Genomic DNA, 22204 nt, shown 5'->3' with positions numbered 1-22204 from the left:
GGAGCGGAGCGCGCGAGCCCTGGCCGGGCTGTGGCGCACGTCACCGGGAATGGCTCGTTACTTGCGGGTAGCGTCGAATGTCCGGGTGGTCATAGTCTGCTGGCATGGCATCTGCGAAGGCCTCCGAGGGCACGCTCTCCGCTGCCCTGATCGAGCGGCTGACCTCCCACATCGTGGCCGAGGGCGCCGACACCGCCACCATCCCCGCGCCCTTCACCGGGGAACCCCTCGCCACCCTCCCGGTGTCGAGCTCCAAGGATGTGCTGACCGCCTACGAACGGGCCCGGGAGGCTCAGCGCGCCTGGGCCGCGCTGCCGGTGAGCGAACGGGTCAAGCCGTTCCTGCGCCTGGCCGATGCCCTGGTGGACCGCCGCGAGGAGATCCTCGACGTCATCCAGCTGGAGACCGGAAAGGCCCGCCGCCACGCGCTGGAGGAGTTCCTCGACGTGGCGCTGTGCTCGCTCCACTACGCCCGGCGGGCGGAGAAGCTGCTCAAGCCGCGCCGCCGCCAGGGCATGATGCCCGGCGTCACCCGCGTCCAGGAGCTGCGCCACCCCAAGGGCGTCGTCGCGCTGATCGCCCCCTGGAACTACCCGTTCTCGCTCGGGGCCAGCGACATCGCCCCCGCGCTGATGGCCGGCAACGCGGTCATCCACAAGCCCGACACCCAGACCTGCCTGTCCAGCCTGTGGGTCCTGGATCTGATGGTCGCGCTGGGCCTGCCCAGGGACCTGTGGCAGATCGTCGTCGGCGACCCGGCGGAGGTCGGCGACCCGCTGATCGACAACGCCGACTACGTCTCGTTCACCGGCTCGACCCGGGCCGGCCGGGCGATCACCGAGAAGGTCGCGCCCCGGCTGGTGAGCTACTCGATGGAGCTCGGCGGTAAGAACCCGATGATCGTGCTGGCGGACGCCGACGTCGAGCGGACCGCGCGCGGGGCCGTCCGCGCCTGCTTCACCAACGCCGGGCAGCTGTGCATCTCGATCGAGCGGATGTACGTGCACGAGGACGTCTACGACCGGTTCGTGCCGAAGTTCGTGGAGCTGACCAAGGGCATGAAGCTCGGCACGGATCTGAACTTCGACGCGGAGATGGGCTCGCTGACCTTCCAGCGGCAGCTCGACGTGGTGAGCAAGCACGTCGACCAGGCGGTCGAGGAGGGCGCGACGGTGCTGGCGGGCGGCAAGGCCCGCCCGGACATCGGCCCGTGGTTCTACGAGCCGACGATCCTGACCGACGTCAGCACCGACATGGACCTGTGCGCGAACGAGACGTTCGGCCCGGTGGTGGCGATCTACAAGTTCCGCGACGAGAACGAGGTCATCGCCACCGCCAACGACACCCAGTACGGCCTCAACGCCTCGGTGTGGACGAAGAACGTGGCGCGCGGACGGGCACTCGCCGCCAGGATCCAGGCGGGCACGGTCAACATCAACGACGGCTACGGCGCCGCCTTCGCCTCCTACGACGCGCCGATGGGCGGCTTCAAGCAGTCCGGCGTCGGCCGCCGGCACGGCGCCGAGGGCCTCCTCAAGTTCACCGAGGTGCAGACCATCGCCAGCCAGCACTTCATGGACCTGGAGCCGCCCGGCAACGTCTCGTTCGACAAGTTCGCCGACCTGATGTCCACCGGCGTCAAGGTCATGAAGCGGCTGCGGATCAAGTAGGGGGTCTTCGTGGCCGGCAGGCACGACTTCGACGTTCTCATCGTCGGATCAGGGTTCGGCGGCAGCGTCTCCGCGCTGCGGCTGACCGAGAAGGGCTACAAGGTCGGCGTCATCGAGGCGGGCCGCCGGTTCGACAGCGGGCCGGACGGCGCGCCGGGCTCGCGCTACCCCGGGCTGCCGAAGACCAACTGGAAGGTCTCGCGGTACATCTGGGCGCCGGGCCTCGGGCTCACCGGCATGCAGCGCATCCACCTGATCCGCGGTGCCAAGGCCAGCCGGGTCATGGTGCTCGCGGGCGCCGGGGTCGGCGGCGGCTCGCTCAACTACGCCAACACCCTGTACGTGCCGCCCGCGCCGTTCTTCCAGGACCGCCAGTGGGCCCACATCACCGACTGGCAGGCCGAGCTCGCGCCGTACTACGACCAGGCGCGGCGCATGCTGGGCGTCGTCCAGAACCCGACCACCACCGCGGCGGACGTGGAGATCAAGAAGATCGCCGACCGGATGGGCAAGGGCGGCACCTTCGTCAAGACCCCGGTGGGCGTGCACTTCGGCGCCGGGCCCGGGGCCGAGAGCGACGACCCGTACTTCGGCGGCGCCGGGCCGCGGCGGCGCGGCTGCATCGAGTGCGGCGAGTGCATGGTCGGCTGCCGCCACGGCGCCAAGAACATGCTCACCGAGAACTACCTCTACCTCGCCGAGAAGGCGGGTGCGCGCGTGATGCCGCTCAGCCGGGTCACCCGCGTGAGCCCGCTCGCGGGCGGCGGCCACGAGGTGGAGATCGTGCGGACCGGCTCGTTCGGCCGCGACCGCAAGACCTTCACCACCGAGCAGGTGGTGTTCGCGGCCGGTACGTACGGCACGCAGAAGCTGCTGCACAAGCTGAAGTCGACGGGCCTGCTACCGGCGATCTCCGACCGGCTGGGCACGCTGACCCGCACCAACTCCGAGGCGATCCTGGGCGCGGGCCGCAAGAACGGCGTGCCCGGGCCCGACTACTCCAAGGGCGTGGCGATCACCTCGTCGTTCCACCCGACGCCGGAGACCCATATCGAGCCCGTGCGCTACGGCAAGGGCTCGAACCTGATGGCAGGGCTGCAGACGCTCCTGGTGGACGGCGACCGTCCCGGCGAGCGTCACCGGCCACGGTTCCTGAAGTTCCTCGGCCAGGTGGCGCGGCGGCCCCGGGACCTGGTGCAGCTCTTCGACGTGCGCACGTGGTCCGAACGGACGGTCATCGCCCTGGTCATGCAGACGCGCGACAACTCGATCACCCTCAGGCCGAAGAAGGGGCCGTTCGGCTGGGACGTCCGGGCGGCCGAGGGCCACGGCGAGCCCAACCCGACGTGGATTCCCGAGGGCCACGAGGCGTCCCGTCTCCTGGCCGAGGAGGTCGGCGGGATCGCGGGCGGCTCCTGGGGCGACCTCTTCGACATCCCGATGACCGCGCACTTTCTCGGCGGCTGCGTCATCGGCGACTCGTCCGAGACCGGCGTGATCGACCCGTACCACCGGGTCTACGGCCACCCCGGCCTGCACATCGTGGACGGTTCGGCCATCTCGGCCAACCTGGGCGTGAACCCGTCGCTCACCATCACGGCGCAGGCCGAACGCGCGATGTCGTTCTGGCCCAACAAGGGAGAGGACGACAGCCGACCGGCGCTCGGGAGCGGCTACCGGCGTCTCCCCGCCGTCGCCCCGAAGAACCCGGCCGTTCCGGTCGACGCCCCGGCCGCACTCCGGCTGCCCATCGTCGAGATCACCTGAGCCGAGATCACCTGAGTTTCCGGCGGAGAGACGAACGCGCGGCGGGCCACCGGCCCGCCGCGCGTCATCTCACCGGGTGCGGATCACGGGTAGTAGGTGGCGATCCGGTTCTTGATGTTCCTGATGGCCGGCCCGAACTCGACGGTCGGGTGCTCGGTCCAGCGCTGGTCCCACGTCACCAGCGAGTAGAGCACCCGGCCCTGGCGGACGACGGCGAACTGGTACCCGGCGCCCGGGTAGCCGCTCGGGTTCGAGAGCGCCTTGTAGACCGGCACGCCGTCCTCGGTGTCGACCTGGCGGAGGTCCTTGATGTACATCGCGGGGTACTCGGTCTCGGGGTTGCGGTCCTCGCAGGTGAGGAGGTCCGCCTGGTACTGCCGGTACGCCGCGTCCGCCTTCGCCGCGGTCGGGAACACCAGCGCGGTGTCCCAGCCCCAGTAGTTCGTGGCCTGGTGGAAGTAGGTGAGGCCGGCGTCGGCGCCGGTCGGGCGCTCGTACACGCCGCAGGGAAGGGTGTCGGCCTTCGACTTGGCCTGGCGGTCGGTCCAGGGCGCGCCGACGTCGGGACGCTCCGCGATGGAGAGGATGACGTTCGGATTGACCGCGTCAGCGGCGGTGGCGGGCTTGGGCGCGATGACGGCGGCCGTGGGGGTGGTCGCCATGGCGGGGGTGACGGACAGCGTGGTGAGCGCGGCGGCGAGCGCGCCCAGCACGCCGGCTCGGGTCCGGAGGCCTGGCATGGGGAGTCCTCTCGTCGGGTGGGCCCCGAGGGGAAGGCCCGATGATCATTACTCAAGATCATCTGCCCGTTCGGGATTCAGTTAGTACAAACTTGTACGGCCGTGATCAGAGTGTGATCATCAGTCGTACCGTGGCACCATGGACGTCCCCCGGGAAGCCGCGCGGATCGAGAAAGAGCTGCGCGCCCAGGCCGATCCGGTGCGGTCGGAGAGCGAGCGGCGCTACCTCAAGAGCGACTTCGCGCACATCGGCGTGCCCATGGGGCCGCTTCGCAAGATCGCTGTTTCGGCCCTCCGCACCAAGCCCGGCCGTGCCGACCTGCTCGCACTCGCCGAGGCGCTGTGGACCACGACCGAATCCGGCCGCCCCGTCCACGAGACGCGCATGGCGGCGATCGAGATCCTGGTCCGCCGGGTCGCGCTGCTGGAGCCGGACGATCTCGCCTTCGCCGAACGCCTCGTCAGGGACTCGGCGAGCTGGGTCTATGTCGACCACCTCGCGGAGAAGGTGGTCGGCGGCCTGGTGCTGCGCGACCCCGAGTCGGCCGCCGTGCTCGACCGGTGGGTGGGCGACCCTGACTTCTGGATCCGCCGGACCGCGATGCTGGCGCTGCTGGCGGGTGTGCGCGCCGGCGCCCCCGACCTCGCCCGGATCTCCGCGTACGGGGACGCGCTGATCGGGGAACGCGAGTTCTTCATCCGCAAGGCCCTCGGCTGGGTGCTCCGCGAACTGACCAAGAAGGGCCATGCCGACTGGGTCCGCGACTGGGTGGCGGCCCGGACCGGCACGATCTCCGGCGTGGCCATCCGCGAGGCCGTCCGCCATCTCCCTCCCGCGGACGCCGAACGGCTCCTCGCCGCGTACAAGGCGCGCTGAGCCGGCGGGTCGCGGGTCAGCCGCGGTAGGCGGACCAGATCTTGTGCATGCGGACGCCCTGCCCCGCGGTGAACTGGTCCATGCAGGTGTCGAAGCTGTAGTCCATGAAGTTGTGGATCGGGTCGCGGCCGCCGTGCGGGCACGTGTCCTTCCCGCGCGGGCAGCCCTCGGTGGACTCCCGCGCGGGCGCGGTGTCGGCCACCCGGTCGCCCCGGCTCGCGCAGCCGTCCTGGAACACGTGGTAGAGCCCGAGCCAGTGCCCGATCTCGTGGACGCCGCTGAAGCCGCGGTTGAAGTTCTCGATCGAGCCGCCCGGCATGCTGCCGATGTGGATCACGACGCCGTCCATCCGCGGCCCCTTCTTGTACTCCCAGGGGAAGGTGGACCAGCCGAGCAGTTCGTCGCCGAGATCGGCGCTGTAAAGGTTGAGCGTGCCGGGCCCGCCCTTGCGCAGCCGTGACTTGTAGGCGCGCTCGTACGTCTCGGGATAGGCGTACCAGTCGGCGTTGTCGGACCGGGTCACCTTCTGCAGCGCGAACCTGACGTGGGTGTCGGCACCGCCGAGGCGGCCGCCGTACGCGGCGTTCAGCGCCCCGATCTGACGCTCGATCAGGGCCAGGGGCAGGTTGCCGCGCCGGCCGTCGTGCAGGACGTGGAAGTAAACGGGGATCTTGATCCAGCCGAGCGACCGCCGCCGCGTCCGGTCGTTGCCGGGCGACTTGGCGCCGAGCGCCGACAGCAGCCCGCCCAGCTCGCGCTCAACGTTCACGACCTGGGCCGGAGTGAGCTCGTTGCGCTCCCTGGCTCCGTGGACGCCGGGCCGGATCCGGGCGTCAGGCCGGGCGCAGCCGCCGTCCGGCCCTCGCGGCGCGCTCATCGTGCCGGGGGTCGTGCCGGGGGTCGTGCCGGGGGTCGGGACGGCGGGCACGGATGCGGCGACCAGTGCCGCGACGGCGACGGCGAGCAGCTTCACGTCGATCCTCGGAGGTCCGGGGGGCGGGCGGGAGACGAGCGAACGCACAGCGTGACCAAGAGGTATCAGACAGCCGCTTTATCTGTTCCGGTATCGCTTGTGAACGTGAGGAAAAATACCGCCGGCAACGCTTCACACATCTGGTCATATGGCGTAAACAAATGACTTACCGACATTCCGTCAGGAAGGTCTCTGCCCTATGCCGATTCAGCACGTCATCGCCTACACCAGGCTCGCCGCCCGGTTCGCCCGCGACACCGCCGAGGCCGGCGCGCGGCCCGACGGGGCGGCGGCCGCGACGGCCGCCAAGCGGGTCGTCCACGCGGCCTGCGCCGCCCAGATGCATGCTCTCGGCGTGGCCGACCTGGCGCCCGACGAGCCCGCCTCCACGCTGGAGGGCACGGCCCGCAGGCTCTCGGAACTCGCCACCGACTCCGCCTGGGCCTCGCGGGCCATCCTCCAGGCCCTCGCCCACGAGGAGTGGTGCGTGGCGGGCCAGGCCGTCGACGACGCGCGGCTCGCCGCCGGCGCCGCCCTGGAGGCCGCCGAGAACGCGGAGCGGCAGATCGTCGCGCCGGGCTCGGCCCTCTGTGCCGAGGCCGCCAGGCTGGCCATGGAGCAGGCCACCGCGCAGGCCGTCACCGACATCGGCCTCCACCGCGACGCGCGCGTCGCGATCCCCTCCTGAGGAGGGCTCGGCACACGTCACCCCCCGGCTGACACGCGACCTCGGGAAGGGCTTCTAGACTGGTGGTCCTTCGCCGAAACCCTGTTTGCCCTGCGAAAGGCGCTGTTGGTGTCCGTCGACCAGTCTTTTGACACCGTTCTCGTCGTCGATTTCGGTGCGCAGTACGCGCAGCTGATCGCACGGCGCGTGCGCGAGTGTCATGTGTTCAGCGAGATCGTTCCGTCCACCATGCCGGCGGCGGAGATGCTCGCGAAGAAGCCGAAGGCGATCATCCTGTCGGGCGGCCCGGCGTCGGTCTACGCCGAGAGCGCGCCGGTCGTCCCGGACGGGCTGTTCGAGCTCGGCGTCCCCACGTTCGGGATCTGTTACGGGCACCAGGTGATGGCGCAGGCGCTCGGCGGCACGGTGGAGAACTCCGAGGTCGCCGAGTACGGCGGCGCCACCATCGCGGTGACCGACCCGGGCGTCCTGTTCAAGGGCCTGCCCGTCCACCAGTCGGTGTGGATGTCGCACCGCGACTTCGTGCGCGAGGCCCCGGCGGGCTTCACGGTCACCGCGATGACCGACGTCACGCCGGTGGCCGGCATGGAGGACCGCGAGCGCGGCTTCTACGGCGTGCAGTTCCACCCCGAGGTGCTGCACACCGAGCACGGCATGGAGCTGCTGCGCCGGTTCCTGTACGAGGGCGCCGGCTGCCGGCCGAACTGGACCATGGTCAACATCGCGGAAGAGTCGATCGAGGCCGTCCGTGCCCGGGTCGGCGGCAAGCGGGCCATCTGCGGCCTGTCCGGCGGCGTCGACTCCGCGGTGGCCGCCGCGCTCGTCCAGCGGGCCATCGGCGACCAGCTCACCTGCGTCTTCGTCGACCACGGGCTGCTGCGCAAGGGCGAGGCCGAGCAGGTCGAGAAGGACTTCGTCGCGGCCACCGGCGTCAACCTGCACGTGGTGGACGCGCAGGAACGGTTCCTCGCGGCGCTCGACGGGGTCACCGACCCCGAGGAGAAGCGCAAGATCATCGGCCGCGAGTTCATCCGGGTCTTCGAAGAGGCAGCTAGGGAAATCGTCGGTGAGGCGTCGGCCGAGCCGGTGGAGTTCCTCGTGCAGGGCACGCTCTACCCGGACGTCGTCGAGTCCGGCGGCGGCACGGGCGCGGCCAACATCAAGTCGCACCACAACGTCGGCGGGCTGCCGGACGACCTGCAGTTCAAGCTGGTCGAGCCGCTGCGCACGCTCTTCAAGGACGAGGTCCGGGCGCTCGGCGAGCAGCTCGGGCTGCCCGCCGAGATCGTCTGGCGCCAGCCGTTCCCCGGGCCCGGGCTCGGCATCCGCATCATCGGCGCCGTCTCCAGGGAGCGCCTCGACATCCTGCGCGAGGCCGACGCGATCGCGCGCGAGGAGCTGAGCCGCGCCGGTCTCGACCGCGAGATCTGGCAGTTCCCGGTGGTGCTGCTCGCCGACGTGCGGTCCGTGGGCGTCCAGGGCGACGGCCGCACCTACGGCCACCCGGTCGTGCTGCGGCCCGTCACCAGCGAGGACGCGATGACGGCCGACTGGGCGCGGCTGCCCTACGACGTCCTGCAGAAGATCTCGACCCGGATCACCAACGAGGTCCCCGAGATCAACCGCGTGACCGTCGACATCACGAGCAAGCCCCCGGGCACGATCGAATGGGAGTGAGCCATCAGCAGGCCGACGGTCGCCCAGTTGCGGGCCTTTCTCGCGCTCGCCGAACACCTGCACTTCCGTGACGCCGCCGCCGCGCTGCGGATGAGCCAGCCGGCCCTGTCAGGCGCGGTGGCCGCCCTCGAAGAGACCCTGAACACCCGGCTGGTCGAGCGGACGACGCGCAAGGTCCTCCTCACGCCCGCGGGCGAACGGGTGGCCCGCCGCGCGGAGATCGTGCTCGCGGAGCTCGACCGCCTGGTGGACGAGGTGCACTCCGCTCGCGGGTCCCTCGTCGGGCCCCTCCGGCTGGGTGTGATCCCGACCGTCGCGCCCTACCTCCTGCCCATCGTGCTGCCACGGCTGGCCGCCGAGTTCCCCGAGCTGGAGCTGTCGGTCCACGAGGAGCAGACCGAGGCCATCACGGCCGAGCTCCTCGCGGGCCGGCTGGACGTCGTCCTTCTGGCGCTGCCCGTCCCGGCCCAAGGCGTGACCGAGCTCAAGCTCTACGACGAGGACTTCGTCCTGGTCGCCCCGAATGCCTATGACCTGGGAAACCCGGACGAGCCCCTGCCGCGTTCCGCGCTCACCGACCTCGACGTCATCCTCCTCAATGAGGGCCACTGCCTGCGCGACCAGGCCCTGGACGTCTGCCGTGAAGCGGGCGCCCGCGCGGCCGCCGCCACGTACGCCACCAGCCTCGCGACGCTCGTCCAGCTGGTCTCGGGCGGGCTGGGCGTGACGCTCGTGCCCGAGACCGCCCTCCCGGTGGAGACCCGCCGCGCCCCGGACCTGGCCGTCCGCCGTTTCACGGCGCCCGCCCCGCACCGGCGCGTCGGCCTCGGCTACCGCTCCACCTCACCCCGTGCCGACGAGTTCGCGGCCCTCGCGCAGAGCGTCCGGTCCGCCGTGGCGGCGGACGGCGCGCGCGTACGGGTCCAGCGCGCCTGAAGGTCGGGTCCTTCCAAGCCCGAGGCAAAGTCTTCGTCACCGTCGCCTGGTCGCCGGTGACCGCTGCGGTTCACTCCTGGTGATGACGCGTCGGCGAGGGGACACGATGGGGACGGCGACGACCAGGCGAAGGTATGCCGAGCTCGACGAGATCTGGGCGCGCGACGAGGAGATCAGGCTCCTCGGCACCCTGGATCCGTCCGTCCCCGCCGATCGCCTGTGGCGGGTGCGCCTGACCCTTCGCAAGCCCGCCGGCCGGCCGGCCTCGGCGCGCGGGCACGCGCTCCGTCCCTTCCAGAGCGCCCGCAGAACGTTCTGGCGGGAGCCCGGGCCCTTCATCGCGACGGTGACCGGTGACCGGTTCGAGGTGACCGTGCCGATCGGGTCGCTGGCCCTGCCGCTGCCGCTCCTGGACGCGCAATGGGACGTTCACCTGGTCTGCGAGGACGAGGGGGAGATCCTGGAACTGCGCGTCGGCCGCCACCGCGGCGTCCCGCCGAAGGCGGAGTCGATCACCTTCCCGTGGCAGCGCGTCGAGGGACGCCAGCGGTTCCGGGTCCGGCCCGGCTACCGCGCCGGCGGCGACCTCGTCCTGGAGAGCCGGCGCACCCGATGAGGATCACCTATGCGGTGCTGCACGCGTACGGCATGGGCGGAACGATCCGCACCGTCGTCAACCAGGCCAACGCCATGGCCGCCGCCGGCCACGACGTCCGCCTCGCCAGCGTCGTCCGCCGCAGGACCGAGCCGCAGTTCGCCATCGATCCGCGCGTCCGGCTCGTCGACGTCGTCGACCAGCGCGAGGCGTCGCGGAACGCGCGGGCCCCGCGGGCGCGGGAGGGCCGGCTGTGGCGCCGGACCTGCGAGGCCGCGGATACGGAAGCCGAACCCGGTGTGGAGGTGCCGGCCGGCGAGGCGGCGAAGGAGGTGTTCACCCGTGCCGTCGAGCGGGCGTTCGCCGCCTTCCTGCGCGACCTCGACGACGACGTGGTGGTCACCACCAGGCCGGGCCTCAACCTGCTGGCCGCATGGCACGCACCCGAACGGCTGGTTCGCGTCGCGCAGGACCACATGCACCTCGGCCGCTACAAGCCCGAGGTGCGTGCCGCGATCGTCGAGTCCTACCCGCGCCTGGACGCGGTGGTCTCGCTCACGAGCAGGGACCGGGCCGAGTACGACGAGGCGCTGGCGGGCCGCGTCCGGACCGAGCGGATCCCCAACCCGCTGCATTCGCTGGACGTGCCGCGGACCGGCCATTCGAGCAGGGTGGTCGCGGCGGCCGGGCGGCTGACGGCCCAGAAGGGGTTCGACCTGCTGATCCCGGCCTTCGCCCAGGTGGCGGCCCGGCATCCGGACTGGCGGCTCCACATCTACGGAGCGGGCAAGGCGGAGAAACGGCTGCGGAAGCTGGTCCACCGGCACCATCTCTACAACCACGTGCTCCTGATGGGCTCCACTTCACAGCTCGACACCGAACTCGCGAAAGCGTCGATCTACACGCTCAGCTCCAGGTTCGAGGGCTTCCCCATGATCCTCCTGGAGGCGCTCAACTGCGGGCTGCCGGTGGCGAGCTTCGACTGCCCGACCGGGCCGCGCGAGGTCATCGTCGACGGTGTGAACGGGCTGCTCGTACCGCCCGAGGACGGCCCCGGTCTCGCCGCCGCGATCTGCCGCCTCATCGAGGACGAGCCGCTCCGGCGGCGGCTGGGCGCGGCCGCGCGGGAGACCGCGGCGGAGTACGGACCCGAGGCGATGCGCGGCCGCTGGGAGACGCTTCTCGCCGACCTCCTCCAGAGGAAGTCAAGTCTGGGCCAGGCGATGGTCCTGTAATCGCGATGCGCGCCTGACGAACCACCGTCTGTCACCATGCTTGGGTCCATGGCGACGTTCTCGATGGAAAACGTGCGTGCTGTCTGCAAGCACCGCGACGCGTGGTGGACCGTGCTGCTCGTCGACCCGATCGCCGTCCGGCTGACCTGGCTGGTCGCGAACCGCACGTCGATCACTCCCAACCAGATCACCCTCGCGGCCTTCGCGCTGGGGACGGGGGCGGCCGGCTGCTTCGCCCAGGCCTCCGCCGGATGGCTCGCGCTCGGCGCGCTGCTCTACCACCTGGGCTTCGTGCTCGACTGCGTGGACGGCAAGATTGCCCGGCTGAGGGGCACCGGCTCGCCGTTCGGCGGCTGGCTGGACTTCATGCTCGACCGGATCCGCGACGCGCTGTGCGCCGTCGCCCTGACCGGCGGGCAGTTCCTCGCGACCGGGCAGGCCGCCTTCCTCTGGCTCGGCTTCGCGATCCTCGCCCTGGACATGATCCGCTACCTCAACGGGCCGCAGATCGCCAAGGCGCGGCGCAAGATGACCGACGAGGCGGCAGGCGGGGAGGACGACGACGCTCCGGCCGAGTCCGCCGAGCCTTCGGGCGGACGGTGCGGGCGGCCCTCGCGCTACCTCCGCGTCCGCAGGGCCCTCCTGCGCCGGCGGGTGCGGATGCATCTGATCAGCGGCATCGAGTTCCAGATGGCGGCCTTCATCGTCGGCCCGCTGACCGGGGCGATCCTCCCGGTCACGGTGGCCGCCGGCCTGATGCTGGCCGTCTTCGAACTCCTGATCATCTACCGCTTCTGGCGCGCCAGCCGTACCTACGCCTGCTCCATGACGGCCGGCACCGCGCCCCGGACGTCAGCACCGTCGCCAGCGGTCGTCCCGGGCACGACCGAGGTGCCGCGGCAGCGCCGGCCGCTCATCGACGTGGAGCGCTGATGGCACCGAAGATCAGCGTCGTCGTCCCCGTCCACGACGTCGAGCGGCATCTCGGCGAGTGCCTGGAGTCGCTGGCACGCCAGACGGTGCGCGACCTCGAAGTGATCGTGGTGGACGACGGGTCGCCCGACAACGCGGCCGTGATCGCGAAGGCGCGGGCGGCCAAGGATCCGCGGTTCCGGCTCGTCCAGCAGCGCAATCAGGGCCCCGGCGGTGCTCGGCAGGCCGGGGCGCGGCTCGCCACCGGCGACTACCTGGCCTTCGTCGACGGTGACGACGTGCTGGCCAAGCACGCGTTCGAGCTGCTCGTCGGCTCGCTCGAATCGACCGGGTCCGACTTCGCCCTGGGGAAGATCCAGCGCATCGACGGCGACCAGCCGAAGCCGCCCGCCGTGCTCCCGGACATGTTCGCGGACGGTACGGCCCAGCGGACGCACGTCTCGCGGAACCCGGCGCTGCTGGGGGACCGGACCATCGGCAACAAGGTCTTCCGGCGCTCTTTCTGGGAGGGCAGCGGGCTCGTCTTCCCGGAGGGCAGGCACGAGAACCTCTCTGTGGTGCTTCCCGCGCATGTGCGCGCGTCCAAGGTGGACCTGCTCGCCACCACGGTCCACTACTGGCGAGCGCGCCCCGGGGACGCCTCGGAGTCGTCCGACCAGCCGCACGATCTCGCCGACCGGCTGGCCTCGATCCGGCGGGTGTGCGACGTCCTGCGCGCGCACGCGCCGGCCCTGCTGCCGGATTTCCATCGCGCGGTCCTCGCCGACGACCTCATGGTCCTCGCCGACGCGCTGCCCAAGATGGAGGAGCCCGAGGCGGCGCGCCTCGCCGCGCGGGCGGGGGAGCTCCTGCGCGAGGTGGGCCGCCGGACGGCCCGGCCGCTGCCCGCGTTCACCCGGCTCCGGCTCCACCTCCTCCAGAACGGCATGGTCCCGGAGCTGATCGAGGTGTCGGCGCCGTTCGACCGGCAGCGGCTGCTCGCCGCTCCCGTCGTCCGGCGCGGGCGGTTCAGGCCGCGCTGGTACGCCGCGTACCCCTACTTCGAGGACCCTGAGCGCCCCATCCCCGGGGACGTCTATGACGTGACCGGCGAGCTGGCGATCGAGGGGAACGCCGACTCCGTCGCCTGGCGGCGCGGGCGGCTCGTGGTCGAGGGCCACGCCTACATCGGGCGCGTCGACCTCTCCGCCGCCGAGGACACCCGCATCCGCGTGCGGCTGCACGACACACGGCGGAACACCAAGGTCGAGCTTCCGGTGCGGCGCGTGCGCAGGCCCGACGTCACGGCCGGCTCCGTGGACGCGGCCGTCTGCTACGACTGGTCGGGCTTCGCCGTGGAGATCGATCCGGCGCTGCTCCGGACCGGCGGGCAATGGCGTCCCGGCGAATGGAAGCTCCACGCCGAGGTCGCCACCCAGGGCCTGAAGGTGTCCGGACCGGTCGGCGCGCCCACGCTGCCGCAGGCGAGATGGGTGCCCGCGCTGGAGGCCGGCGACGGGTTCGTGGTGCAGCCCGTGGCGGGCGACGATCATTTCGAACTCCGCGTCAAGCGGGCGAAGGCCGTCGTGACCGCGCACCGGTCGCGCGCGGGCCTGCTCGAACTCGACGGGTGGATCCTGAAGAACCTGGGGGACGACGCGTCGGTGGTCGCGTCTCGCCGGGACGGCCCCGAAGAGGTCCGCGGCACGGTCGACTGGGAGGCCGGGCCGGACGGCGGGTTCGCGTTCACCGCGCGCCTTCCCCTGGACCGGCTGGTGTCCGGACGGGAGAACGCGGTCGAGCGGTCGAGGCAGTCGATCGCCTGGGATCTGCTGCTCACCGACGGCACCGACCGGATCAAGCTGACGGCCGGCGAGGGCTTCACGGAGGCGCGCCACCCCGGATGCGATCGGGAGTTCGCGCTCTCCAGGACCAAGTTCGGCAGTCTCTGCGGGCTGGAACGGCCGTTCCAGCCCGTCGTCACCCGGGTGGAGTGGACCGCCGATGACCGGCTCCGCATCGCCGGCGACGACACCGGCCCCGCCGGCCGCGAGCGGCCGAGCCATGTGCTGCTGCGCCACAAACGTTCCCACGAGGAGCATCGCGTCGAGATGAGCTGGTCCGGTGACCGGTTCGCCGGTTTCACGGCCGAGCTCGCGCCCGGTGCGGTGCCGGCCTTCGGGACGGACGTGCCGCTGGCGGTGGGCGGCTGGGAGCTCCTGACGTCTATCGGTGGCGAGGAGGTGCCGCTGGCGATCGAACGCACCGCGCTCGGGGGTCTGCCCGGGCCTCGCGTGGTCGGTGCCGTTGAGGTGAGTGTGCTGACGCAGCGCACGGACGCCCTCCGCCTCCGGCTCCGCACGGCCCTGGCCGAGGACGAACGTGGCCCGTACGCACAGAAGCGGCTCCAGGAGCGGGACTATCCCCGCTACCGGAGCCTCCCGCTGCGCGACCTCGTCGTCTTCGACTCTTACCGCAGCAGGCAGTACTCCTGCAGCCCTCGAATGATCTATGAGGAGCTACGGCGTCAGGAGACGTCCCTGGAGTGCGTGTGGGTGACGAAGGACGGCCGGTTCACCGCGCCGCTCGGGGCACGGACCGTCCTCGCCGGCAGCCGCGATCACTATGAGGCGCTCGCGAGGGCCCGTTACGTCGTCAGCAACGAAGCCCAGCCGACGTGGTTCGAGAAGCGGCCGGGCCAGGTGTACGTCCAGTGCTGGCACGGCACCCCGCTGAAGCGGCTCGGGCTCGACGTGCCCTCGTTGCCGCACATGCGGGCCGCGACCGAGCAGTGGATCCGGCAGGAGGTTCCGCAGTGGGACCTGCTGGTGTCGCCCAGCCCGTTCGCCTCGCCCATCATGCGCCGCGCCTATCGGTACAGGGGCGAGATCCTGGAGTCCGGCTATCCGCGTAACGACCTCCTGCTGAGCCCGGACCGTCATCGGATCGCCGCCGAGGTGCGCGGGCGGCTGGGGATCCCGGCCGGCAAGCGGGTCGTGCTCTACGTGCCGACGTGGCGGGACAACCACAACATCGCGCCGGGCCGCCGCAGGTTCGAGCTCGCGCTGGACACGGAGGAGGCCCGCCGCGTCCTGGGCGACGACCACGTGCTGCTGCTGCGCACGCACTACCTGGTCACCGATCGCATCGCCTCGCAGGCCGACGACTTCGTCGTGGACGTCTCGGCCTATCCCGACATCGCGGAGCTCTACCTGATCGCCGACGTGCTGGTCACGGACTACTCCTCGGCGATGTTCGACTTCGCGGTCACGCGGAAGCCGATGGTCTTCTACGCGTACGACCTGGAGGTCTACCGCGACCACGTACGCGGCTTCTATTTCGACTTCGAGGCCGAGGCTCCCGGGCCGGTGTCGCGTACCTCCGGGGAGGTAGTCGCGGCGCTCCGCGACATCGAGGAGGTCCGGCTCGGCCACGCCGAGGCGTACGAGGCGTTCGTGACGAAGTTCTGCCCCCATGACGACGGCCATGCCGCCGGACGGGTGATCCGCCGGATGTTCGAGCTCGGCGGGACGTGACCTCGCGGGGCGGGACGTGAACGCGCGGGCTCAGCGGCGCGGGTGGCCGAGGAGGGCGTCGGCCACCCGTTCGCGGCCGCGCCCGTCGATCAGGCCGTGGCCTCGGCGGGCGAGGGCGTCGCGCTCCGCCGGGTCGAGGAGGAGGCGTCTCAGCGTGGCGATCGCCTGCGTGCGGACGGCCGGATCGCCGTACTCGGCCGGGTTTCCCAGACCCGCGGTGAGACCGCGCGAGACCGTGGCCTCGTAACCCAGCCGCTGGTTGCCGGCCACCCAGATGAGCGCCGCCGGCACGCCCAGGCACATCAGCTCCCACGTGGCGGAGCCCGCGGCGCTCACCGCCAGGTCGGCTCCGGCGGCCAGCCTCGGGAGCCGGTCCGTCGGCGGGATGGGCGTGACCGACTGCCCCGGCGCCAGTGGCAGGGCGGCGAGCGCCGCCACCGTCCCGGCCCGGGCGGCGACGACCGTCGCCCGGAACGGCGCGGAGGTCTCGGCCGCCAGCCTCGTGACCGCCGGGGCGGCATCGGCGGTGTCCGTTCCGCCGAAGACGCACAGCATCCGGGCGGGGCCGCGCGTCGCCGCCCGAGGGCGGACGGGGCGCAGCAGCCTGACCGAGTCGCGCAGCAGGACGTAGCCCGCCCCGGCGAGCCGGACCGCTCCCCGCGGCAGGTCGGTTGCGGTCTCCTCGGCCCCGAGGTTCTGGTCGAGGTAGAGATCGGCCTCCTGGCCGCGCAGGTCACCGTCGACGATCGCGAGGACCGTCAGCCCGGCCCGCCGTAGCTCCCGTCCGCACGCCGGATCGGTCTCGTACGAGTCGATCACCATGGCATCGAGGCCCGCCCGCCGCGCCGCCGCGGCCAGCTCGGTGGCGGGCGCGGGAGCCGGGATCAGGGGCAGGCCGCGGGAGTCCAGCTGCGCGCGGATCCACGCGGGGCCCTCCACCTCGCCGAGGAAGACGACCTCCGTGCCCCGGCGGACGAGCTCTTCGGCCAGGGCGACGCACCGGATGAGATGCCCGGCACCGATCCGGGGCCTCGCGTCGCAGCGGATGCCGACCCTCACGCCTCCGCGAGCTCCTTCTGCCGGACGTGGGCGTTGAGGGCGCGCACGCCGGGGTGGAGGTCGAGCCAGTCGACGAGCTCCCGGCGCGGCACGGGCACGTCGCCGAACTTCGCGGCCACCGCCTCGACGAGCGCCCAGTCGTCGGGCGTGTCGAGGGTGACCCGCAGATGGGCGGTGGAGGGGCTGAACGTCAGGCCCATGAGCTCGAACGCCCGCGGATGCGTGTACGCGTACGACGTGACGTGCGTCCGGTGGTGGTCGGTGGCCAGGGCGTGCACGCGGTGGAGCGCCGCCGCGCCGATGATCTCGACGTCCAGCCCGCGCGGGAGGGTGTGCGGGATCCCCGTGCTGAGGTAGTCGAGCCCGGGGACCGCGCGGAAGGCCGCGGCGGCCGTGCGCGCCACCGCCGGGTCCAGCAGCGGGCAGTCGGCGGTGAAGCGCATGACGGCATCGGCCGGGTGGGTCTCCAGCGCGCCCATGAACCGGCTGAGCACGTCGTCCACCGGCCCCCGGTGGCACGCGACGCGGAGCCGCCGGCACTCCGCGGTGATCGCGTCGTCCTCGGCCAGCGTCGTCGTGGCGACCACCAGATCGTCCAGCACGCCGCTCTCGAGCGCGGCACGCACGACCCAGCCGAGAACGCTGCGGCCCGCGAGCGGGCGGAGGACCTTGCCGGGGAGGCGGGACGAGCCCATTCGAGCCTGAATCATCCCGACTATTCGGATAGACACGGCATTTCTCCAGCTCAGCACGGCAATCGAGGCGAGGCGCTACGCTACCGCAGGATTCTCACTCAGAGTCACCAATCGATACGGGGGGTCATCGACAGTGGAACTGAATGGGGCATCGATCCTGATCACGGGGGGCACGGGCTCCTTCGGCAGGGCGTTCCTGCGCCACGCGCTCGACCGTCTCGACCCGCGCCGCATCGTGGTGATCTCGCGGGACGAGCTCAAGCAGTACGAGATGCGCCAGCTCTTCGACGACGACCAGCGCATCCGCTGGTTCATCGGCGACATCCGCGACCGCGAGCGCCTGCGCCGGGCCATGCACGACATCGAGTACGTGGTGCACGCGGCGGCGCTCAAGCAGGTCGACACCGCGGAGTACAACCCCTTCGAGTACGTCCAGACCAACGTCGGCGGCTCGCAGAACGTCATCGAGGCCGCCATCGACTGCGGCGTGCGCAAGGTCGTCGCGCTCTCGACCGACAAGGCGTCCAGCCCGATCAACCTGTACGGCGCCACCAAGCTCGTCGCCGACAAGCTCTTCGTGTCCGGCAACCACTACGCGGCGCAGCACCAGACGCGCTTCGCGGTGGTGCGCTACGGCAACGTGATGGGCAGCCGCGGCTCGGTGATCCCGTTCTTCCGGCGGCTCGCCGAGCGCGGCGAGAGCCTGCCGATCACCGACAAGCGGATGACCCGGTTCTGGATCACGCTCGACCAGGCCGTGCGGTTCGTCGTCGACTCGTTCGGCCTGATGCAGGGCGGCGAGCTCTACGTGCCGCGCATCCCGAGCATGCGCATCGTCGACCTCGCCCAGGCCGTGGCGCCCGACAGCCTCGTCCACGAGGTCGGCATCCGGCCCGGCGAGAAGCTGCACGAGGAGATGATCGCGCCCGACGACAGCCACCGCACGATCCGGCAGGCCGACCGGTACGTCGTCATGCCGACGATCGCGACGTGGGGATACATGCCCCCGCAGGGCGGCGAGGCCGTCAGCGAAGGCTTCTCCTACCGCTCGGACGGCAACGACATGTGGCTGACGGCCGACGACCTGCGGGCGCTCATGGCGTCCTGCGTGTGACCGGCGTGCTGCCCTACGGCCGCCAGTCCGTCGACGAGAGCGACATCGCGGCGGTCACCGCCGTGCTCCGCGGCGACTGGCTCACCGCGGGCCCGGCCGTCGCGGCGTTCGAGGAGGCGCTCGCCGAGCGGACGGGCGGAGTTCCCTGCGTGAGCGTCACCTCCGGCACGGCCGCGCTGCACGTCGCGTACGCGGTGGCCGGCGTCGGGCCGGGCACCGAGGTCGTCACCACGCCCATGACCTTCGTCGCGACCGCCTCGATGGCCGTCCTGCTCGGGGCCGAGGTGGTGTTCGCCGACGTGGCGCCCGACACCGCCAACCTCGATCCGGAGGCCGCCGCCGCGGCGGGCTCCCCGCGCACCCGCGCCATCGCCGCCGTCGACTACGCGGGCCATCCCGCCGACTACCCGGCGCTCGGCGGGGTCGCGGGCCGGCTCGGGGTGCCGCTGATCGCCGACGCCGCCCATTCGCTCGGCTCGACCTGGAACGGCACGCCGGTGGGCGCGCTGGCCGACCTCACGACGTACTCGTTCTTCCCGACGAAGAACGCGACGACCGGCGAGGGCGGCGCGGTGGCGGTCAAGGATCCGGCGTCGCTGGAGCGGGCACGCCTGTTCCGGCGCCACGGCCTCGTCCGCGACCCCGGGCTGCTGCGCTCGCCGGACGAGGGCGGCTGGCACCAGGAGGTGCACACCTTCGGCTTCAACTACCGGCTGCCCGACGTGCTGTGCGCGCTCGGTTCGAGCCAGCTGGCCAGGCTCGCCACCTTCAAGGAGCGGCGGGCCCGGCTGGTGGCGCGCTACAACGAGCTCCTGGCCGATGTGCCAGGGCTGACGCTGCCCGCCGCCAGGCCGGGCGCGGACCCGATGTGGCACCTCTACGCCGTGCGCGTGCTGGACGGGCGCAGGCGCGAGGTGTACGAGCGGATGCGGGCGGCCGGCATCGGCGTCCAGGTCAACTACATCCCCGCCTACTGGCATCCGGTCTTCGAAGACCTCGGCTACCGGCGCGGGATGTGCCCCGCCGCCGAGGCCTTCTACGCCGAGCAGCTCTCCCTGCCGCTCTTCCCCGATCTCACCCGCGGCGACCAGGACCGGGTCGTCGAGTCCCTCCGCGACATCCTCACCTGAGGCGGACACGTGCATCACACCAATCACTGGTACGGGCACGCCCATGTGCTGGCCCGCTACTGCGGCCTCCCCGAGGGACGGCCGCCGCGCATCCACGGCTATCTGCAGCACGGCTGGAACGTTCTCGACGGCTACGGGACGTACCAGCCCTTCGAGCCCGGCTGGACGCGCTTCGTCTGGTCGGACGCGTGCCGCCGGCGCGGCTGGACGATGGGACGGCGCGGCTACTACGTCATCGGCGCCCCCTGGAACTACCTCCGCGCCCTCGAACCCGCCGCGTCCGCGCCGGAAGAGCGCACCGGCACGATCTGGTATCCGTTCCACGGCTGGGAGAACCAGCACGTCACCGGCGACCATCAGCGCCTCATCGACGAGATCCGCGAGGTCGAGCGAGAGCCGGTGACCGTCTGCCTCTACTGGCTGGAGTACGACGACGAGCGGATCCGCGGCCTGTACGAGTCGGCGGGCTTCCGCGTCATCTCGCACGGCTTCCGCGGCCTCTACTACCGCAGGTCCAACCCCGCGTTCCTGCCAGGGCAGCTGGCCGAGCTGCGCCGGCACCGCCGGGTGGCGTCCAACCGGCTGAGCACGGCGATCCTCTACGGCATCTCGGCCGGATGCGAGCCCGCGGTGTACGGCGACCCGATGGAACTGGACAACGCCCATCCCATCTTCGGCGGCATGGCGCGGCTGCGGCGGCTCTGGCCGGAACTGCACGGCGCCGAGATCGACCTCCCCGTCGCCAGGGAGATCGCCGATACCGAGCTGGGAACGAACCATCTCGTCACGCCGGCGGAGCTGCGCGAGCTCTTCGGCTGGCGTCAGGAGGCAGCAGCATGACCCCGATCCCCGGTGTTCAGTCGCACGGTGTTCAGCTCGTCGGCGGCGAGATGACCGGCTGGTCCGACGACGGCGGCCGCCTGCCCGGCGGAGCCGCCCTCGAAGACCTCGTCCTGCGCGCCGTCCCGGCCGGCGGGAGCGCCCTGATCGCCGGTCCGCACCGCGCGGAGCTCGTCGACCGGCTGATCGAGCACTGCGGCCGCGTGACGTGCCTGCTGCGGTCGCTGCCGGACGCCCAGGACCTCGGCCGCCGGCACGCCGACTCGGCGCGGCTGACCGTGCTCTGCGGAGGCCTCGACAAGCTCGGCGACATCGGCCCGTTCGACGCCGTCGTCGCCGCGGGCGGGCTCGGCCGCCTCCACACCCCGGACTCCGCCGTGCCGGCCTGGTCGGACGGGGTGGAACGGCTGACCCGCGCGCTCGCACCCGGGGGCGTGCTGGTCATCGGCGCGGAGAACGAGCTCGGGGTGCACCGCCTGGTCGACCCCGCCCCGGCGGACGTGCCCGGGACCGACGAGCAGTGGCATCCGCCGCACGGCGTCGACACGACCGTTCCCGGTGATCCGGCGGAGCTGGCCGCCCGGGTCTCGGGCGACGGTGCCGCGGCCGTCCGATGCTTCGCCGCCTATCCGGACCTCGCGGGGCCCGGCCTCCTCGTCGACGTCGACGAGCTCGACCGCGGCCGCGCGGCCGACGGCGTCGTGGCCGTCCTCGTGGCGGCCGCGCTCACGGGCGAAGTGGCGGGCGGCCAGGTCCTGGCCGATCCGCGGCGCCTGGCGCGCCGCTCACTGGCCCAGGGGCTCGGGGCCCGGCTGGCGCCGGCGTGGATCGTCGTGGTCAGGCCGGGCGGCGCCCTTCCGGCGGCCGTGGTCGGTGATGACGCCCCGGGCCACTGGGCCGTCTCCTACGCGCTGACCGGCCGCGAGGACGGCTGGGAACGCGCCGCCGTCCGCGATCCGGGCCTGCGCACCACCGGGCGCGTTCAGCGCGAGGCGGCCCGGCTGGCCGGGCCCGTTCCGGGCGGGCGGCTGCTCGACGAGCTCCTGCACCGGCTGTGCGCGATGTCCGACGTTCCCGGGCTGCGGCGGCTGCTCCAGGCGTACGCGGGATGGCTGGCCGGGCAGCCCGCCACGGCCAGGGTGTTCGCCACCCCGGACAACGTCATCGTGGACGGCGACCGGTTCGCCGTCCTCGACCCGAGCTGGGAACTGGCGGACGACGAGCCGTTCGACGTCGCGCTCGCGCTGGCCCTCCGCCGGTTCGCCGCGCGGCTGCTGGGGGGCGGCCACCGGCATCCCTGGCCGACCACCCTCGACCTCGACGGGATCGCGAGCACCCTCCTGGCCATGGCGGGCCATCCCGGTGACCGCGTGCTCCTCGGCACGGCGGTGCGGCTCGAAGCCGAGATCGGTGCCGCCCGGCGGGGGCTGCCGGCCGCGGAGCACGCCCGGTTGCTGGCGGAGCTGGAGGCGGGGGAGACCGGCGAGCCGCTCGGCCACCGCGAGGCCCTGCTGGCCAGGCGCCGGCTCGGCGAGGAGCTCGCCGAGGCGCGCGCCCGTGCCGAGTGGCTCGACGCCAAGCTGCGCGCCAAGGAGGACGAGCTCGCGCGCACCAAGGAGACCGCCGAACACCGCCGGGCCCAGGTCAAGGAGCTCAAGACGCAGCTCCGGGGCATCCGCGCGTCGAAGGCGTTCAAGTTCGGCCGGATGGTCACCGCGCCGCCGCGGGTCGCCCGCCGCAACCTCCGGCGCCTCTAGCCG

The 22204-nt window shown here is 72.1% G+C and carries 18 protein-coding genes; 14 read left to right on the top strand and 4 right to left on the bottom strand.

Annotated elements, in window-relative coordinates:
• Positions 1–104 precede the first annotated feature (104 nt).
• Both ACGFNU_RS26140 and ACGFNU_RS26135 read left to right on the top strand, forming a co-directional pair.
• Positions 105–1670: a succinic semialdehyde dehydrogenase gene (locus tag ACGFNU_RS26140; RefSeq protein ID WP_392597598.1), complete on the top strand. Its 1566-nt coding sequence runs from the start codon at positions 105–107 to the stop codon at positions 1668–1670.
• 9 nt (positions 1671–1679) lie between these two features.
• On the top strand, positions 1680–3437 hold the full coding sequence (locus tag ACGFNU_RS26135; RefSeq protein ID WP_392597597.1) for a GMC oxidoreductase: 1758 nt from the start codon (positions 1680–1682) through the stop codon (positions 3435–3437).
• An 83-nt stretch (positions 3438–3520) separates the two neighbouring features.
• Here ACGFNU_RS26135 and ACGFNU_RS26130 read toward each other — a convergent pair whose 3' ends face one another.
• A complete protein-coding gene (locus ACGFNU_RS26130; RefSeq protein ID WP_392597595.1) occupies positions 3521–4177 on the bottom strand; it encodes a hypothetical protein in 657 nt (218 codons plus the stop codon).
• Between the two features lie 139 nt (positions 4178–4316).
• Here ACGFNU_RS26130 and ACGFNU_RS26125 point away from each other — a divergent pair, with 139 nt between their 5' ends.
• The gene (locus ACGFNU_RS26125; protein WP_392597593.1) at positions 4317–5054 is read left to right on the top strand and encodes a DNA alkylation repair protein; all 738 of its coding nucleotides are present in this window, start codon (positions 4317–4319) and stop codon (positions 5052–5054) included.
• A gap of 16 nt (positions 5055–5070) precedes the next feature.
• Here the strand turns inward: ACGFNU_RS26125 and ACGFNU_RS26120 are convergent, their stop codons facing one another.
• Positions 5071–6027, bottom strand: a complete 957-nt coding sequence (locus tag ACGFNU_RS26120) for a zinc metalloprotease (protein WP_392597591.1) — start codon at positions 6025–6027, stop codon at positions 5071–5073.
• Positions 6028–6226: 199 nt separating this feature from the next.
• Here ACGFNU_RS26120 and ACGFNU_RS26115 point away from each other — a divergent pair, with 199 nt between their 5' ends.
• The 7 genes from ACGFNU_RS26115 to ACGFNU_RS26085 all read left to right on the top strand — a co-directional run bounded on the left by ACGFNU_RS26115 (position 6227) and on the right by ACGFNU_RS26085 (position 15606).
• Positions 6227–6715, top strand: coding sequence for a hypothetical protein (locus ACGFNU_RS26115; RefSeq protein WP_392597590.1), 489 nt, complete (start codon positions 6227–6229; stop codon positions 6713–6715).
• A gap of 108 nt (positions 6716–6823) precedes the next feature.
• Positions 6824–8392: a glutamine-hydrolyzing GMP synthase gene (gene guaA, locus ACGFNU_RS26110; RefSeq protein WP_392597588.1), complete on the top strand. Its 1569-nt coding sequence runs from the start codon at positions 6824–6826 to the stop codon at positions 8390–8392.
• 27 nt (positions 8393–8419) lie between these two features.
• Entirely contained in the window at positions 8420–9328 is a 909-nt protein-coding gene (locus ACGFNU_RS26105) for a LysR substrate-binding domain-containing protein (protein ID WP_392597586.1), read from the top strand.
• Between the two features lie 106 nt (positions 9329–9434).
• Positions 9435–9944 (top strand): hypothetical protein, encoded by a 510-nt coding sequence (locus ACGFNU_RS26100; RefSeq protein WP_392597584.1) that lies wholly within the window; start codon positions 9435–9437, stop codon positions 9942–9944.
• Positions 9941–11158, top strand: a complete 1218-nt coding sequence (locus ACGFNU_RS26095) for a glycosyltransferase family 4 protein (protein ID WP_392597582.1) — start codon at positions 9941–9943, stop codon at positions 11156–11158. The genes ACGFNU_RS26100 and ACGFNU_RS26095 overlap by 4 nt, the downstream gene beginning before the upstream one ends.
• Positions 11159–11206: 48 nt before the next feature.
• Entirely contained in the window at positions 11207–12091 is an 885-nt protein-coding gene (locus tag ACGFNU_RS26090; protein WP_392597581.1) for a CDP-alcohol phosphatidyltransferase family protein, read from the top strand.
• A complete protein-coding gene (locus tag ACGFNU_RS26085) occupies positions 12091–15606 on the top strand; it encodes a CDP-glycerol glycerophosphotransferase family protein (protein WP_392597580.1) in 3516 nt (1171 codons plus the stop codon). Before ACGFNU_RS26090 ends, ACGFNU_RS26085 begins: the two co-directional genes overlap by 1 nt.
• 30 nt (positions 15607–15636) lie before the next feature.
• Here the strand turns inward: ACGFNU_RS26085 and ACGFNU_RS26080 are convergent, their stop codons facing one another.
• The gene (locus tag ACGFNU_RS26080) at positions 15637–16665 is read right to left on the bottom strand and encodes a PseG/SpsG family protein (protein ID WP_392597579.1); all 1029 of its coding nucleotides are present in this window, start codon (positions 16663–16665) and stop codon (positions 15637–15639) included.
• Positions 16662–17375 carry a cytidylyltransferase domain-containing protein gene (locus tag ACGFNU_RS26075; protein WP_392597577.1) on the bottom strand — a complete coding sequence of 238 codons (714 nt, stop codon included), beginning with the start codon at positions 17373–17375 and terminating at the stop codon, positions 16662–16664. The genes ACGFNU_RS26080 and ACGFNU_RS26075 overlap by 4 nt, the downstream gene beginning before the upstream one ends.
• A gap of 118 nt (positions 17376–17493) precedes the next feature.
• Between ACGFNU_RS26075 and pseB the strand changes: the two genes are divergently transcribed.
• The 4 genes from pseB to ACGFNU_RS26055 are packed head-to-tail and all read left to right on the top strand — an operon-like array spanning position 17494 to position 22201.
• The gene (pseB, locus tag ACGFNU_RS26070; protein ID WP_392597576.1) at positions 17494–18474 is read left to right on the top strand and encodes a UDP-N-acetylglucosamine 4,6-dehydratase (inverting); all 981 of its coding nucleotides are present in this window, start codon (positions 17494–17496) and stop codon (positions 18472–18474) included.
• Complete coding sequence (locus ACGFNU_RS26065) at positions 18471–19604, top strand: DegT/DnrJ/EryC1/StrS family aminotransferase (RefSeq protein WP_392597574.1); 1134 nt, start codon at positions 18471–18473, stop codon at positions 19602–19604. The genes pseB and ACGFNU_RS26065 overlap by 4 nt, the downstream gene beginning before the upstream one ends.
• A gap of 9 nt (positions 19605–19613) precedes the next feature.
• The gene (locus ACGFNU_RS26060; RefSeq protein ID WP_392597572.1) at positions 19614–20444 is read left to right on the top strand and encodes a hypothetical protein; all 831 of its coding nucleotides are present in this window, start codon (positions 19614–19616) and stop codon (positions 20442–20444) included.
• Positions 20441–22201, top strand: coding sequence for a hypothetical protein (locus ACGFNU_RS26055; RefSeq protein ID WP_392597571.1), 1761 nt, complete (start codon positions 20441–20443; stop codon positions 22199–22201). Before ACGFNU_RS26060 ends, ACGFNU_RS26055 begins: the two co-directional genes overlap by 4 nt.
• Positions 22202–22204: the final 3 nt, after the last annotated feature.

The sequence above is a fragment of the Spirillospora sp. NPDC048911 genome, from assembly GCF_043198015.1.
Classification (GTDB): Bacteria; Actinomycetota; Actinomycetes; order Streptosporangiales; family Streptosporangiaceae; genus Spirillospora.
The sequence above is the reverse complement of the archived record's forward strand: the minus strand, read 5'-3'. Positions and strand labels throughout refer to the sequence as shown.